Below are 14,763 nucleotides of genomic sequence, written 5' to 3'. Positions count from 1 at the left end.
AAAATGAAATATCAGGTAATGTATGACAACGGGTCTCGATTAAGGGTCCGTTCCGGCCAGTGGGCTTTCACCAAAGAAGAAGGCTACGGGCTTGCTTCATTACTTTTAAATCAAAGTTTTGTTCATGAAGTTTTTACTTCCCATAGGAATGGCAGTATCTTAATTTATTATGAAGGTGGAATTGAAAGTAAAAATAAGATATTTTCAATATTGGATGAAATCACAATGGATGATTTGTTTGAAGCCGAACCAACACAATCTCAGGTTTCAAGGGAAATCAGCGGTGATTTTTATCTGAAATTGTCCAAAATGGTTTTCAATAGGGCAATTTTTAAAATATTTCTGCCGATTCCAATTAGAAACGCATTAACAATTTATCATTCCTTAAACTATATCTGGCATGGTTTGGACAGTTTGACCAGCTTCAATATTGATGTTGCACTCCTTGACGGAGCTGCAGTTACCGGAGCATTGTTGCATAAGCAATACAAGCCGGCAAGTTCAATGATGTTCTTATTGTCAATCTCCGATGCATTGGAAGACTACACATTGCAGAAAGCCAAAAGCACACTAAAAGACAGTTTGGCTTTAAACATAGATACTGTATGGGTAGTAGGAGAAGACGGTGAGGAAAAGCAGTGTCCTGCTGTTGAAATCGATAAGGGTGATAAGATCAAGGTACATATGGGTGATGTGATACCTGTTGATGGAAAAGTAATTGAAGGCGAAGCGATGGTCAATGAAGCTTCAATGACTGGAGAACCGTTGGCTGTCCATAAAAGACCTGGCAAAACAGTTCATGCCGGAACTGTCATAGAAGAAGGAAACATAATCGTTGAAGTCTACTCAATGAATAAGGAAACCCGGTTGAACAAGATAATTGATCTAATCGAAAATTCAGAAGAGCTTAAAGCTGAAACTCAGAGTAAGGCAGAAAAACTTGCAGATTCTATTGTCCCATACAGTTTTCTTGCAACTGCCTTGACTTATCTGATTACAAGAAATCCGACAAAAGCATTGTCAGTGCTTATGGTTGATTTTTCATGTGCAATCAAGCTGACTACTCCATTATCCATCATATCCGCAATGCGTGAAGCGTCTGATAACAGGATGATGGTCAAGGGAGGAAAATTCCTGGAAAACTATGCAAATGCAGACACCATCGTGTTTGATAAAACAGGAACTTTGACAAATGCGACTCCAAAGGTTGTTGAAGTGGTTCCGATGTCCAGGCGGTACAAGAGGGATGATATCCTTAGAATGGCAGCATGCATTGAAGAGCATTTTGCACACAGTATCGCTACAGCCATCGTAAAGCAAGCTGAAGAAGAAGGTCTTTTGCATGAAGAGGACCACAGTGAAGTGGAATACATAGTTGCCCATGGAATTGCCACTGAATATGACGGCAAGCGTGCAGTAATCGGATCAAAGCACTTTGTCATCGATGATGAGAAAGTGAAAGTTACAAAAACTCAAGAAAAGAAAATAGCTAAAAAAGCGGCAGAACATTCCGTGGTTTATCTGGCTATTGACGGAAAGCTTGAAGGACTTATTTGCATAGACGATCCTGTGCGTGAAGAGGCAAAATATGTCATTGAGGAACTTAAGCAATTGGGTATTGAAAATGTCATAATGCTTACCGGTGACAGCGAAAGCGGTGCAAATGCAGGTGCCAAAGCACTGGGCATTACACAATACAAATCACAAGTGCTTCCTGAAGACAAATCAAGAATTGTTGAAGAACTTAAGGCTGAAGGCAAAACCGTAATCATGGTAGGGGATGGAATCAATGATTCTCCAGCTCTTGCAGCAGCAGATGTGTCTGTTTCAATGAAGCATTCATCAGACATTGCCCGTGAAGTTGCGGACATATCATTGCTTTCAGATGATTTGTATGACTTGGTTACCCTAAGAAAACTAAGTACTGGAATGCTTGATAAGATTAATAGTAATTATCATCACATCGTTGCAGTAAACGGTTCACTTTTGGTTTTAGGTGTTTTGGGTGTTATTCCACCGTCAACATCTTCAATGATACATAACTTCTCAACAATGCTGTTCGGAGCTATGAGTACACGGTCCGTTTTGAAGGATGAAGATTTTAACAAGGGTATTGAAGTGGAAGCTATTGATGTAGCTTAAACTTCATTTTATTTTTTTTAAAGTTTTTATATTAGTTTAACATAACTATTAATGTATAAAAATTTTTAGTTAGTGATGTAATGTTAGAAAATTATAAAAATAAATTTATTCCATTGATTCTACCGATTGTCCTGATATTAATTTGGCATGGTATAACTGATGGTTTAGAATTGTTTTCTTCTTATATACTGCCAAGTCCTATGGATGTGGTAAATTCCGCATGGGTTGTAATTGAAAACGGAAAACTCTTGACAAATACTATAGACACATTATATAAGGTGTTTGCGGGTTTGATTTGTGCATCTATTGTTGCTATTCCGGCAGGAATTTTGCTTGGTTGGTATAAGACATTGGAAGACTTATGTACTTTTGTAATAAGTGTTTTAAGACCGATTCCTCCTGTAGCGTGGATTCCATTTTCAATTTTATGGTTTGGAATAGGAACATTCCCTGCAGTTTTCATTATTTTTATGGGTTGCGTTTTCCCTATTTTGGTATACACAATTGATGGGGTTAAAAGGACTGACAAGGTTCTTGTCGAATCCGCCCAGACATTGGGGGCAAACGATTGGAATGTCTTGAAGCGCGTAGTGGTGCCATCTACAGTTCCGTATATTGTTTCCGGTTTAAAAGTAGGTATTGGAATTGCTTTAATGTGTACAATTTCAGCGGAAATGATTGGGTCCAGTAGTGGTTTAGGTTATATGATTTTAACTGCAACAAACCTTTTTGATACCGGTACAACTGTTGTAGGTATGATTGTAATCGGTTTGATTGGACTTGCATTTGACTTTGTATTTAGCAGAGCTCAAGATAAGATATTTTGGTAGGTGTTTTACATGTCAATTGAAGTTAAAAATATTAATAAAACCTTTAAAAGTAAAAAAACTGACCAATTGTCTGTTTTAGAAAATATTAACTTAACAATCAATGATGGGGAACTGATTTGTCTTTTGGGTCCATCTGGATGTGGTAAAACAACTCTTTTAAGATTGATTGCAGGTCTTGAACAGCCTACTTCCGGTGAAATAGTTGCAAATGGTGAAGTTGTCAAAAAGCCTTCAGGAGATAGGGCGGTTATCTTCCAGCAATATTCCCTTTTCCCATGGCTGACAGTTCTTCAGAACGTAACTTTCGGTCTGGAAATGACAAAAAAAGGTTCCAAAGCTGAAAACATTGCTGCTGCTGAGAGATACTTGACAAGTGTTGGCTTGATTGACTTTAAGGATAGCTATCCCCACGAACTTTCAGGTGGTATGAAACAGAGGGTTGCAATTATCAGATCTTTGCTTAACCATTCTCCGATATTGCTTATGGATGAGCCGTTTTCTGCAGTGGATATGCAAAATAGGCACAGCCTTCAAGAACAGCTGATTGGTGTTTGGAAAAGGTTTGAAAATACTATAGTTTTCGTTACTCACGATGTTGATGAGGCAGTCTATCTGGCTGATAAAATCGTTATTTTAGATAAGAATCCTGGCAGAATCGCCAAGATAGTTGAAGTGGATATTGAAAGGCCAAGAAAAAGAGAATCACCTGAATTCATTGCCCTTCAAGAATCTATTGTTCAACAGTTGAATATGGAAGACTAATGGTTACAATTTAGCTATTAATGTTCCATAATTTCCATTTTTTATTCCTTCGTAAACATAATCCAGGGATTTTAGGATTGATGTTTTCAAATCATTATTTTTTGCAAGATAAGCTACAATGGCTGAGGACAGATTGCATCCTGTGCCGTGAAGGTTATCGGTTTCTATAAGGTCCTGTTTTTTAATTGTGATTTCGCCGCCAATGTTGAGTGTATTTATTCCATCAAGATGGCCGCCTGTGATGATATTATCGCATTTTATTTTTTTTGAAGCTTCAATGGCTTCATTTTCAGTTGTTATTCTTAGATTGGTTAATTTTTCAGCTTCTGAAACGTTTGGAGTTGTCAGAATCGCTTGAGGAAGCAAGTATCTGTTCATGGCCTTTGCAATATCCTCTTTTGTCAGGTCTCCTCCTGAAGTTGCAACCATGACTGGGTCAACAATTGCCTTTAAGTCATATTCCCTAATCTTTTTTGAGACCAGTTTTATTATTTCTGGTGAATACAACATTCCTGTTTTTATGAATTCGATTTCATAGGAATCCATTACTGCATCAATCTGTTCTGCAATATACTCCTCACTAACCGGAAGTGTTGAAAAGAATTTATAGGGGTTTTGTGCTGTCAATGCAGTCACAATGCCGCATCCATAGACGCCGATGGCTTGAAATGTTTTCAAGTCTGCATAAACTCCTGCTCCTCCTGACGGATCAACGCCGGCTATGCTCATTACAATCATCTAATCAGCTCGTGTAACTTTCAGGCGTTCGTTTCCGCGGTATGATTCGACATTAACCTTAAGCTCTTTCAGGTATTTTCTGGTGTGTGTCTTTTCACCGTGAAGCATGATTTCTCCCAAATCCTCTGCAGTATTGACGTCCAGTGCCATGAAAAATGAATCGTGAACTTGAGGATTCAATTTTTTCCTTTCAGCAGCTTTCACATGCTCCTTATAGCTGAAGCCTTCAAATCTTGTGTGGATTGCCATTGGTTTCATGATAATCATGTTGGTTCCACCTCCTTTTGATGGAACAATGATGAAATCAAGGCTTTTTGATGCTTCAATCAGCATGGCGATATTGGTTTTTCCAATCAATGGGATATCGCTTGGAACGATGATTATCTTTCTTGCTTTTCCTTTGCAAATTTTCATCGCTTGGGTTAATGCCTTGTTTAAATTTGAATTGTCGTTTTCCAATATGGTGTTCAAATTCAGGCTTTCCGCATACTTCAGGACTTCTTCGTCGCGACTGATGATGTATATCTTGTCAACATATTTTTTCAAGGTATCAGTCACGTCCTGAAGCATTACTTTCAGGAGCTTTTCTCTCTCTTCTTCGGATAAAAATGGAGAAAGTCTTGTTTTAGCTTTTTTGAACTTTGTTACTGGAATTATTGCATATATGTCATCCATATTATCACTAGTAGGTTTTAGCTATCAATGCAGTGTATTTTGCATCATTATCACTGGCTATGCATTTGCCTTCTGCAATTTCTTCCTGGATACCTAGGATGTCATAGCCTGTTTTTTCCTCGATTTCTTTTCCTACAGCTTCATCGCCGCACCAGTTGAATTTGACAACGTATCCTGCTTCGACAAGCTCAGGAATTTCATCTATGTCTTCTGTAAATTTGACATGTTCATCCTGGAAGTTCCAAGCTATTTTTGAGAGGTTTTCCTGGGATTTATCTAATAAATCAATTACATTGTCTGCTAGGGAGTCATCTAATGCAAGCTCTATTTTTTCTCCTTCGTCCCTTCTCATTGCAATGGTAATGTTGTTTTCCAAATCGCGCGGTCCGAGTTCAAGTTTCAATGGGGTTCCTTTCAATTCCCAGTCATTGAATTTCTTGCCGGGCCTGATATCCCTGTCGTCAATGTTTACTCTCAATCCTTTTGCTTCAAGTTGCTCTTTGATTTCACTGCATTTTGCAAGAACCTCTTCTTTTCCTTTTTTGAACAGGATTGGAATTATGGTAACTTGGTTCGGTGATACTTTTGGTGGGAGGCGTAAACCTTTTTCGTCCCCATGGATTCCAATAACGGAAGCTATTACTCTGTCGGAAACTCCGGCACAGGTCTGATAGACAAGTTTGTGCTCTCCGTCCTTGTCCTCAAAGGTAATGTTGAAAGTCTTTGCGAATGTTTGACCCAGGTTGTGTATTGTACCAATCTGCAAGGTTTTTCCGTTAGGCATGATTACATCAAAGGCCATTGTGTAGTCTGCACCAGGGAATTTATCCCATTCTGGCCTTTTTGAAATCAGATATGGAATTCCCAAATCATCAAAGAATTCCTTATAGATTGCAATGAAGTCTTGGATTTGTTCATCGGATTCCTCTTTGGTTGCATGGGCTGTATGAGCTTCCTTGAATGTTGTGATTTCCCTTACACGAATTAAAGGTCTTGTGTGTTTTGTTTCATATCTGAATGTATTAACGATTTGATAGTATTTGATTGGAAGGTCAATGTGGGTTCTGATCCATAATGCATACATCGGATATATTGCGGTTTCACTGGTTGGCCTTAAAGCCAATTTTTCATTTAATTCTGTCTGTCCACCTTTTGTAACCCAGTATACTTCATCTTCAAATCCTTTTACATGAATTCCTTCCTTTGCAAGTTCAGTTTCCGGAACAAGCATAGGGAACAGTACTTCATCATGGTCCTTATCCAATAGTTTTTTTATTATGTTCATTGAATGTTTTCTGATTTGAAAACCGTAGGGCATCCACACTGCCATTCCCTTAATAGGGTATCTTGAATCGGTAATGTTTGCTTGTTCTAAAATATCATGAAACCATTCGTCAAAATTTTCCACCATATCACCTAAAAATAATTTTTTATAATATTAAATTATCTGTTTTTAATTAGTATTAAATGTTTATTTATCCCTGATTTGACTTTAAAAGAAAGTTATTTATAATTATTTTATACATATATATTTATGTATAATTTAATTTAGGAGATATTATGAGCGATAGAAAAATACAGATGCCTCGTGAAGTGTACATCGATCCGGACATTATAAAAAATACCGGAGATATTTGCAAGTCATTGCATTTGGATAAAAAGATTTTGGTAGTTACAGGCAACCGTACATATGATGCGGGTGCCAAGCCTGCAATGGAAAGCCTTGAAAAAGCAGATATTGAATGTGATGTTGTCAAAGTCGATAATGCGACCTATGACTCAATATCTGAAGTTGAAGAATACATCACTTCCGACACTACAGTTTTAGGTGTAGGTGGAGGAAAGGTCATTGATGTGGCTAAATTATCTTCATATAATAGAGGAGTCTATTTTATTTCCATGCCAACTACTGCTTCACACGACGGTATTGTATCTCCTATGGCATCAATAAAAAATCCCGATACTTCCATATCTGTCAATGCACATTCACCTATAGCGGTCATTGCGGATTCAGAAGTGATTGCACAATCACCATTCAGGTTGTTGGCTGCAGGTTGTGCTGATTTGATTGCTAACTTTACCGCTATCAAGGATTGGGAATTGGCCCATCGTTTGAAAAATGCTCCATTCAGTGAATCAGCAGCTGCTCTGTCAATAATGTCAGCTCATCTGATTACTGACAATGTTGCAAACATCAAACCTGGTCTTGAAGCCAGTGCGCGCATAGTCATGAAATCCCTGTTCAGCGGAGGAATGGCAATCAACATTGCAGGTTCATCAAGGCCGGCCAGCGGATCAGAGCATCTTTTCTCACATGCATTGGATAAGATATTGGACAAGCCAGCACTTCACGGTGAGCAATGCGGTATCGGAACTATCATGATGATGTATCTTCATGGTGGAGATTGGAAGGCTATTAAAGATTCCCTAAAAGCTGTTCAAGCTCCAACTACAGCTAAAGAACTGAACATTGCTGAAGATGACATCATTGAAGCGTTGATGATGGCTCATGAAATCAGGCCTGAAAGATATACAATCTTGGGAGATAACGGAATTTCAAAAGAAGCGGCCTATGAGCTTGCTTATAGAACTGAGGTGATTTAATGATTACATTAATTGGTAAGGATTTGGCAAAAAAAGGTCAGGAGTTTGTATTTTTAGGCCCTGCTGAAGAATGCGAAAGCTGTAGATTTAAATCATCATGTGTTGGAAACCTGGAAAAGAACAGGAAATACGAAGTCATTGACGTGAAAGACAATGAACAGAAGTGTCCGATACATTCAGGCGAGACAGTTATTCCCGTTGAGGTGGATAGGGCTAAAATAGATTTGCTGACAGAATCTAAAAGTATTTTTGAAGGCTCAACATTCACATACAATGCCCCTGATTGTGATGAAACTTGTGATTTCCATGATTTATGTTTCCCTGACGGGCTTGAAGAAAATGACAAATGCATCGTTTTGAAAAATGATGGAAAACATACAGAAGAATGTAAGAAAGGTTATAGGCTTAATAAACTTACTTTAGGGTTTGTGATATAATGAAAGATGCTAGTAGCAATGATTCCAGTAAAAAGAATGCAGGTTACAAGGCTGCAGAATATGTGCGTGATGGAATGGTTTTAGGACTTGGTACAGGTTCAACAACCCATTATTTCATTGAAAAGGTCGGAATGAGAATCAAAGACGAAGGAATCAGCGTTAAGGGAATTCCAACTTCATTCCAATCATTACTGAAGGCTAAAGAATGTAATATTCCAATCACTACATTGGAAGAAAACGACATTGACCTGTCCGTTGATGGTGCAGATGAGGTGGATTCAGAATTCAATCTAATTAAGGGAGGAGGAGCAGCACACACCAAAGAGAAAATCGTCGATTATGCTGCAAAGGAATTCATAGTCATTGTGGATGAGTCAAAATGTGTAGAATCTTTAGGTGCATTTCCAGTGCCGGTTGAAGTTTTGCCTGACGCATCAAGATTGGTCATACAAGCTCTTGAAGATATGGGTGCAGAATGTGAAATCAGGATGGCTAAAAGAAAGGACGGTCCTGTAATCACGGATAACGGTAATTTTGTCATCGATGCCAAATTTGACAAAATCGAGTCACCTGCGCATTTGGAAATCGATTTGAATGCAATTCCGGGCGTAGTGGAAAACGGAATATTTTCACAGATGGTCGACAAGGTCATTGTCGGAACCGAAGACGGAACCAAAGAGTTATAGGTGAAAATCATGCCTTTCCCAGGTGGCGGAATGCCTTTTTATGATTTAAAAGAGATGGGTTACAAGATAGCTATCATATTTGGAGTTTTGATTGTAATCTATGGAGTTTTATGGTTGCTTGCAGAGTTGGGCATCATTCCAACTATTCTATTCGCAATATTTCCACAGATAGTTCTTATTTTGATAGGAATATTCATTATCTATGCTGCTTTGGATCATAAAAAGAAATATTATTAAAATTCATTTCCTTTTTTTCTTTTATTTATACTAGTTTTTACAAATCATTATCTGATGACAGTCAAATCCAATTCATTCAAGATTGATACAAGCAAAAAGTTTGAAATCATTGATATAACCTCAAAAATCAATGAACTGATAGACATTGAAGAGGGAATCGTTTCAATTTTTTCAAGGCATTCGACTTCAGCCATTGTTGTCAATGAAAATGAAAAAGGATTGATTCATGATTTTGAATTCATGCTGAACAATTTGGTTTCAGATAAATTCAGCTATTCTCATGACAGGATTGACAATAATGCTTCTTCACATTTGAGGTCATTTCTGCTTTCTTCAAGCGAATCTTTGCCCGTTAAAAATTCAAGGCTTGACTTAGGCACATGGCAATCAGTTTTTTTCGTCGAATTAGATGGACCAAGACGTGCCAGAACAGTAACTTTGACAATGGTTGGTGAATAATTGAAAAGATGGACCTTAATTTTAATAGCTATCATAATTATCTTATTAATACTGATACTTATTTTCAATAATTATGATGCAACTCCTCAAGCGAGCCAGTACTCTCAAATGGAAATTCAAATGAGAAAATTGTGGTATTAAAAAAAGAAAAAAATGTGAATTTAATTGTTGTTAAATTCAATTTCAAAAGCGATTACAGGATATTCCAAAGTGAAGTTGGTAATCACTTCTGGAGATACTTCACCGAAGAATCCATTGACTGTACCTTTTTGAGCTTTACCTTCAACGTCAGCAGCCCTTCCTTCAATGAATGTTTTGTTTTCGCTGTCTGATATTTCCATGGTGTATCCTAGGTTACTTAAAACGCTTGTCACTACTGATTTGATTTCAGTGAAGTTTGCAGTTGAATGACAAATCACTCCAGCCAGTTTTTTGGAAGCCACGGTCTTGTTTTCTTTGGTTTCATCCAAGTATAGGACATCTCCGATTTCAAATATTTTCTGAGGCAAGTCCTCGTGCTTGTTGTCTTCTAAAAATTCCATTAATGAGTTGATCAGGCTGGTTCTAATCATGGTTCTGTCGATTGTGATTGGTCTTGCAACTTGAACGTGAGGTTTTTCCTCCTGGTTCATTTTTGCATAGTGTGCTTCTTCATTTGTAAGCATCAGGCTCATTACTTCCTGGAAACCGAGTGCAATCATCACTTCACGGATAGTGCTTTCAGCCTTAAACCAGTTATTTTCATAAGCGACAGTATTGATGTCCGGCAATTTGGCAACAACATCATTGATGTGGTATTGTACTGCAATGTTTTCTACAACATCGACTTCGTGCAGGATATCTACGCGGTATGCAGGAATGATTGCCTTTACTTCATTGTCATCAATGATTTCAGCACCGAAACGGGCTTTTAAAAGCAGTTCCTTGATGTCTTCAGCGGTTAAGCTGGTTCCACCAATCAATTCGTTAGCGGTATCAACATGAACGTTCTGTTCCTGTGGGGTCAAATCTGGAGTGACAATGGTTTTATCTGCATATCTGACTTCCATGCTTTTAATTTGTCCGCCAACTTCTGCAAATGATGAGCAGATGATATTCAATGCCTGATTGACTGCCCTTTCGTCTGTTCCTGTCACATCCACAATAATGTTTGCGGTATCTTCCTTGAGTTTGGTCAACTCTCCGTTGATGATCGGAGGCATGGATAGAATATTGTCATCACAGTCTAAAATCAATGGATATTTATCAAATGATTCAATCAAATGAGCATAGTCCTTTCCTTTTTCATGTTGGGTCAATATTTCATCAGGAGTCATTTCCACATCTTTTTCCAAAGGAACGAATGCATTTGCATCCTTTGGGGTTGCGATATATTTGAAAGGACCTTTGACAACGTCAGCATTGTGTATACCGATAGCTACTTTTTTCCTGTCCCTTCCGATAACCCAGTGAAGGTTTTCCTGGAAATCCATAACATATTTGAGTTTATCTCCTGAAAAGTCAACGTTTTCTATTTTTGCAAATCCGATGTAAGGTCTGATTTCTGCAACATCCTCATCTACAGTAACATATTCGCCGGATTCGACAACTTCATAATCTGGAAAGCCAGTTTCTTGACCGATAAATCCTTTAAAAGATCTAGCCACTCCTTCAACGGACAAATTGTCCGGGCGGTTTGGGAAGAATTCGACTTTGATTTCCTCATCGTCAAAGTCTTCAATATCGCTAGACATCATAGGGAGAGTGTCTATTAGTTCATCTTTTTCCATATCGATTCCTAAATCTTTCAAATCCTGATATTTAAATGTAATAACTGGCATTTAATAACTCCATTAATTATTTTTATAATCCAAATAATACTATGAAAAATAGAGATTCAACAACAAAATGAAGAGCTCTATGTTCTATTACGCCCATATTTCGTATGAAAACGGTATGGGTCACATCTATAACAAAATGAATAAGGGCTGCTAGAATTCCAACAGTAGGATTCAAGAAAACTATTGATAGAACTATAAAATGGAATCCTGCTTCCATGATTTCGTGTATTACCCAGGTTTGCCATGTTGAATGGGTGGATTGCTGAATCAAACCGCCGAGTATTATGTAGAAGTTGTTGAATATTTTCCACATGATGGTGGTGTGTAATGTATCACTTATAGCCAATACGATGGCAACATAAAACCATATTAAGTTCATCTTTTCACAGTCCTTTTGTATAATTGATAATATTAATAATTTGATTTTATTATATAATATACTTATCTATGTTTTGGATTTTTACTTAATATTTTTAAATAATAAGATACATATTTAATAATATTATTTTTATTTATATTTATTAGGAGAAAATATATGTCAAACGAAGAAATTCCTAAAGACTATGATTTCAAAAAAGAAAAAGAATGGGAGCAGAAATGGCAGGATGAAGAAATCTACAAATACATTGGAGATGGCTCTCGTCCTAGATATGTAATTGACACCCCTCCACCATATCCAACTGGAGCAATTCACTTAGGCCATGTCCTAAATTGGGTTTACATTGACATGAATGCAAGATACAGAAGACAAAAAGGATTTGATGTATTATTCCCTCAAGGATGGGATTGTCATGGGCTTCCGACTGAAGTGAAAGTTGAAGAAACTTACAATATTAACAAAAATGATGTTTCAAGAGCACAATTCAGACAGTATTGTGTTGATTTAACCACTAAAAACATTGCAAGCATGAAAACTGACATGAAAGCGATGGGTTATTCACAGGATTGGAGTCGCGAGTTTGTCACAATGACTCCAGAGTACATGAGAAGAACCCAATATTCATTCCTGAAAATGTATAATGAAGGATTGATTTACCAAGGTATTCACCCTGTAAACTGGTGTCCTCGTTGTCAGACAGCTATTGCTTTTGCAGAAGTGGAATATGGCGATAACACTACATTTTTAAATTATGTTAACTTCCCGCCTGCAGTTGAAGATTCATATGATGATATAGTTTCATCACAGGCATCAGGCAAGCAGGCCGACCCTAAAGACGAAGGAATCTTAATTGCAACCACCCGTCCTGAATTGATGTCTGCTTGTGTAGCGGTCGTAATTCACCCTGAAGATGAAAGATATACTCACCTTTTAGGAAAATATGTGGAAGTTCCTTTATCACATCAAAAAGTAAAAATAATTGCAGATGAAGAGGTAGACCCTGAATTCGGTACAGGGGCAGTAATGATCTGTACATTTGGGGACAAAACTGACGTAAGTTGGGTTCAAAAATATGACCTTGAAATCATCAATGCAATCGATGAGACTGGTACATTGACAAGTGCCGCAGGAAGATATGAAGGAATGGACTTGCAGACATGTAAAAAACAGACCATCGAAGACTTGGACAGCGAAGGATACCTGTTAAAGCAGGAAGAGGTTGACCAAAACGTTGGGCAATGCTGGAGATGCAAAACCCCAATCGAAATTCTTGTCAAAAAGCAATGGTTTGTTGCAGTGCGCGATTTAATCGAAAAAACCAAAGTTGCAGCAGATGAGATGAAATGGGTTCCTGAACACATGAAATCCCGTATGGTAAACTGGGCGGATTCCATGGAATGGGACTGGTGTATTTCAAGACAAAGAATATTTGCTACTCCAATACCTGTATGGTACTGTAAGGACTGCGGAAAAGTCATTTTGCCAGACCCTGAAGACTTGCCGATAGACCCTACTGTCGATAAGCCAAAACATGCATGCGAATGTGGCTGTGAAGAATTTATTCCTGAAGAGGATGTACTTGATACATGGATGGACTCATCCATTTCACCACTATCCATTGCAGGATGGCCTGATGAAGATTACGTAAATCATTTCCCATCAAATATCCGTCCGCAAGGACACGACATCATCCGTACATGGGCGTTCTACACCACCCTCAGATGTTTGGCATTGACAGGCCAAAAGCCGTTTGATGACATCGTAATTAACGGTATGGTATTCGGTGAAGACGGAAACAAGATGAGTAAATCAAGACCTGAGTTTGTAGTTGGTCCTGAAGAGGTCATTGAACAGTACGGTGCAGATTCACTAAGAACCTGGGCTGCTAACAGTGTTCCTGGATCTGATGTGGTATTTGACTGGAAAGACATTAAGCACGGATACAGATTCCTGAGAAAATTCTGGAACGCATTCAGATTTATCAGCATGCAAATATTTGATGAAGAGATATCCTATGAAGAAGTTAAGGATAACCTAGGACCAATTGATTTATGGATTTTATCAAAACTCAACAACTTGAATAAGACTGTTGACAATGCATTTGCGGAATATAACTTTGCGCAAACAATCACATCAATCGAAAGATTCTTCTGGCATGATTTCTGTGATGAATACATCGAAGCTGTAAAATACAGGCTGTACACAGATGTTTCAGACGAATCAAGAAAAGCCGCAAAATACACATTAAGGACAGTTGTGGAAACTTCACTTAAATTGCTGGCTCCTATTGCACCATTCTTTACAGAAGAAGTTTATCAATACTTCTCCGATGAATCAATTCACACTACATTATGGCCTGAAGTTAAAGAAGAATTGATCAGTAAAGAAATGGAAAACAAAGGTGAAACCACTGTTGAATTGATTGATGAAGTAAGAAGATTCAAATCAGCTTCCAAAATACCATTGAATGCTGAGCTTGCTGAAGTGAATGTATACACTTTCGACGATTCATTAGTTGAAATCTTCAATGAATTCGGTGATGACATTGAAGGTACCTTAAAAATCAAGGATTTATCTATCAGTGCAGGAAAACCTGAAGTTCATGAAAAAATCATTGAAGTTGAACCGGACATGTCTCAAATCGGACCTAAATTCAAAGGAGATGCCGGCAAAATCATTGGTTACTTAAAATCAACAGACATTGATGAAATCGGTGCTGTTTTAGAGGAATCTCATGAACTGACAATCGGCGAGATTGTGGTGCCTGAAGATATGTTAAACATCAAAAAGGAGATTGTTGGAGCATCAGGTAAAAAAGTTGATATCCTTCAATCCGAAAACTTAGATATGATTGTTGAAGTAATTAGATAATTACTTCTCTATTTCTCTTTTTTTTTAAAATAACGTAAATGCATCTGTGAGTAAATGTTAAAAAAATAAAAAAAAGAAGTAATTGCCTAAGCAATTACTGTTGTAGCTCTTTTATCGGTAAAT

General features: G+C 37.7%; 15 protein-coding genes. 10 read left to right on the top strand and 5 right to left on the bottom strand.

Annotated elements, in window-relative coordinates; translation table 11 throughout:
• Nucleotides 1-3: 3 nt before the first annotated feature.
• The 3 genes from Q0W25_RS06390 to Q0W25_RS06380 all read left to right on the top strand — a co-directional run bounded on the left by Q0W25_RS06390 (nt 4) and on the right by Q0W25_RS06380 (nt 3,734).
• The gene (locus tag Q0W25_RS06390) at nt 4-2,142 is read left to right on the top strand and encodes a heavy metal translocating P-type ATPase (protein WP_297828195.1); all 2,139 of its coding nucleotides are present in this window, start codon (nt 4-6) and stop codon (nt 2,140-2,142) included.
• Between the two features lie 80 nt (nt 2,143-2,222).
• Nucleotides 2,223-2,972 carry an ABC transporter permease gene (locus Q0W25_RS06385; RefSeq protein ID WP_298520347.1) on the top strand — a complete coding sequence of 250 codons (750 nt, stop codon included), beginning with the start codon at nt 2,223-2,225 and terminating at the stop codon, nt 2,970-2,972.
• A 9-nt stretch (nt 2,973-2,981) separates the two neighbouring features.
• Nucleotides 2,982-3,734, top strand: a complete 753-nt coding sequence (locus Q0W25_RS06380) for an ABC transporter ATP-binding protein (protein ID WP_298520344.1) — start codon at nt 2,982-2,984, stop codon at nt 3,732-3,734.
• Between the two features lie 3 nt (nt 3,735-3,737).
• Here Q0W25_RS06380 and thiD read toward each other — a convergent pair whose 3' ends face one another.
• From thiD to proS, 3 genes are read right to left on the bottom strand one after another with little or no spacing between them, the layout of a single operon-like run.
• Nucleotides 3,738-4,472, bottom strand: a complete 735-nt coding sequence (gene thiD / locus Q0W25_RS06375) for a bifunctional hydroxymethylpyrimidine kinase/phosphomethylpyrimidine kinase (RefSeq protein WP_298520341.1) — start codon at nt 4,470-4,472, stop codon at nt 3,738-3,740.
• The gene (cofC, locus tag Q0W25_RS06370) at nt 4,473-5,147 is read right to left on the bottom strand and encodes a 2-phospho-L-lactate guanylyltransferase (protein WP_297824616.1); all 675 of its coding nucleotides are present in this window, start codon (nt 5,145-5,147) and stop codon (nt 4,473-4,475) included. It abuts the gene before it with no gap.
• 7 nt (nt 5,148-5,154) lie between these two features.
• The gene (gene proS / locus Q0W25_RS06365; RefSeq protein WP_297824614.1) at nt 5,155-6,558 is read right to left on the bottom strand and encodes a proline--tRNA ligase; all 1,404 of its coding nucleotides are present in this window, start codon (nt 6,556-6,558) and stop codon (nt 5,155-5,157) included.
• A gap of 149 nt (nt 6,559-6,707) precedes the next feature.
• On the opposite strand from proS, the gene Q0W25_RS06360 reads away from it, so the two are divergent.
• From Q0W25_RS06360 to Q0W25_RS06335, 6 genes are read left to right on the top strand one after another with little or no spacing between them, the layout of a single operon-like run.
• Nucleotides 6,708-7,751 carry an NAD(P)-dependent glycerol-1-phosphate dehydrogenase gene (locus Q0W25_RS06360; RefSeq protein WP_298520336.1) on the top strand — a complete coding sequence of 348 codons (1,044 nt, stop codon included), beginning with the start codon at nt 6,708-6,710 and terminating at the stop codon, nt 7,749-7,751.
• Nucleotides 7,751-8,188: a UPF0179 family protein gene (locus Q0W25_RS06355; RefSeq protein ID WP_297824611.1), complete on the top strand. Its 438-nt coding sequence runs from the start codon at nt 7,751-7,753 to the stop codon at nt 8,186-8,188. Before Q0W25_RS06360 ends, Q0W25_RS06355 begins: the two co-directional genes overlap by 1 nt.
• Nucleotides 8,188-8,874, top strand: a complete 687-nt coding sequence (rpiA, locus tag Q0W25_RS06350; RefSeq protein WP_297824609.1) for a ribose-5-phosphate isomerase RpiA — start codon at nt 8,188-8,190, stop codon at nt 8,872-8,874. Before Q0W25_RS06355 ends, rpiA begins: the two co-directional genes overlap by 1 nt.
• Before the next feature lie 9 nt (nt 8,875-8,883).
• Entirely contained in the window at nt 8,884-9,111 is a 228-nt protein-coding gene (locus Q0W25_RS06345) for a hypothetical protein (RefSeq protein ID WP_297824607.1), read from the top strand.
• Between the two features lie 54 nt (nt 9,112-9,165).
• Entirely contained in the window at nt 9,166-9,570 is a 405-nt protein-coding gene (locus tag Q0W25_RS06340) for a secondary thiamine-phosphate synthase enzyme YjbQ (protein WP_298520331.1), read from the top strand.
• Entirely contained in the window at nt 9,571-9,711 is a 141-nt protein-coding gene (locus Q0W25_RS06335; protein WP_297824603.1) for a hypothetical protein, read from the top strand.
• Nucleotides 9,712-9,731: 20 nt separating this feature from the next.
• On the opposite strand, the gene pheT is transcribed toward Q0W25_RS06335, so the two are convergent.
• Together pheT and Q0W25_RS06325 are read right to left on the bottom strand one after the other, a co-directional pair.
• Entirely contained in the window at nt 9,732-11,390 is a 1,659-nt protein-coding gene (pheT, locus tag Q0W25_RS06330; RefSeq protein ID WP_298520328.1) for a phenylalanine--tRNA ligase subunit beta, read from the bottom strand.
• A gap of 22 nt (nt 11,391-11,412) precedes the next feature.
• Nucleotides 11,413-11,769 (bottom strand): hypothetical protein, encoded by a 357-nt coding sequence (locus Q0W25_RS06325; RefSeq protein WP_298520325.1) that lies wholly within the window; start codon nt 11,767-11,769, stop codon nt 11,413-11,415.
• A gap of 156 nt (nt 11,770-11,925) precedes the next feature.
• On the opposite strand from Q0W25_RS06325, the gene Q0W25_RS06320 reads away from it, so the two are divergent.
• Nucleotides 11,926-14,640, top strand: coding sequence for a valine--tRNA ligase (locus tag Q0W25_RS06320; RefSeq protein ID WP_298520322.1), 2,715 nt, complete (start codon nt 11,926-11,928; stop codon nt 14,638-14,640).
• The last annotated feature ends 123 nt before the right edge of the window (nt 14,641-14,763 follow it).

Origin of the sequence: uncultured Methanobrevibacter sp. (assembly GCF_947166415.1) — an archaeon.
Classification (GTDB): Archaea; Methanobacteriota; Methanobacteria; order Methanobacteriales; family Methanobacteriaceae; genus Methanocatella.
Note: the sequence above shows the minus strand (reverse complement) of the source record. Positions and strands in the feature narration are given on the sequence as shown.

Coding starts and splice junctions, on each gene's coding strand:
- Q0W25_RS06390 (WP_297828195.1), top strand. CDS start 4: ATGAAATATCAGGTAATGTATGACAACGGGTCTCGATTAAGGGTCCGT.
- Q0W25_RS06385 (WP_298520347.1), top strand. CDS start 2,223: ATGTTAGAAAATTATAAAAATAAATTTATTCCATTGATTCTACCGATT.
- Q0W25_RS06380 (WP_298520344.1), top strand. CDS start 2,982: ATGTCAATTGAAGTTAAAAATATTAATAAAACCTTTAAAAGTAAAAAA.
- thiD (WP_298520341.1), bottom strand. CDS start 4,472: ATGATTGTAATGAGCATAGCCGGCGTTGATCCGTCAGGAGGAGCAGGA.
- cofC (WP_297824616.1), bottom strand. CDS start 5,147: ATGGATGACATATATGCAATAATTCCAGTAACAAAGTTCAAAAAAGCT.
- proS (WP_297824614.1), bottom strand. CDS start 6,558: ATGGTGGAAAATTTTGACGAATGGTTTCATGATATTTTAGAACAAGCA.
- Q0W25_RS06360 (WP_298520336.1), top strand. CDS start 6,708: ATGAGCGATAGAAAAATACAGATGCCTCGTGAAGTGTACATCGATCCG.
- Q0W25_RS06355 (WP_297824611.1), top strand. CDS start 7,751: ATGATTACATTAATTGGTAAGGATTTGGCAAAAAAAGGTCAGGAGTTT.
- rpiA (WP_297824609.1), top strand. CDS start 8,188: ATGAAAGATGCTAGTAGCAATGATTCCAGTAAAAAGAATGCAGGTTAC.
- Q0W25_RS06345 (WP_297824607.1), top strand. CDS start 8,884: ATGCCTTTCCCAGGTGGCGGAATGCCTTTTTATGATTTAAAAGAGATG.
- Q0W25_RS06340 (WP_298520331.1), top strand. CDS start 9,166: ATGACAGTCAAATCCAATTCATTCAAGATTGATACAAGCAAAAAGTTT.
- pheT (WP_298520328.1), bottom strand. CDS start 11,390: ATGCCAGTTATTACATTTAAATATCAGGATTTGAAAGATTTAGGAATC.
- Q0W25_RS06325 (WP_298520325.1), bottom strand. CDS start 11,769: ATGAACTTAATATGGTTTTATGTTGCCATCGTATTGGCTATAAGTGAT.
- Q0W25_RS06320 (WP_298520322.1), top strand. CDS start 11,926: ATGTCAAACGAAGAAATTCCTAAAGACTATGATTTCAAAAAAGAAAAA.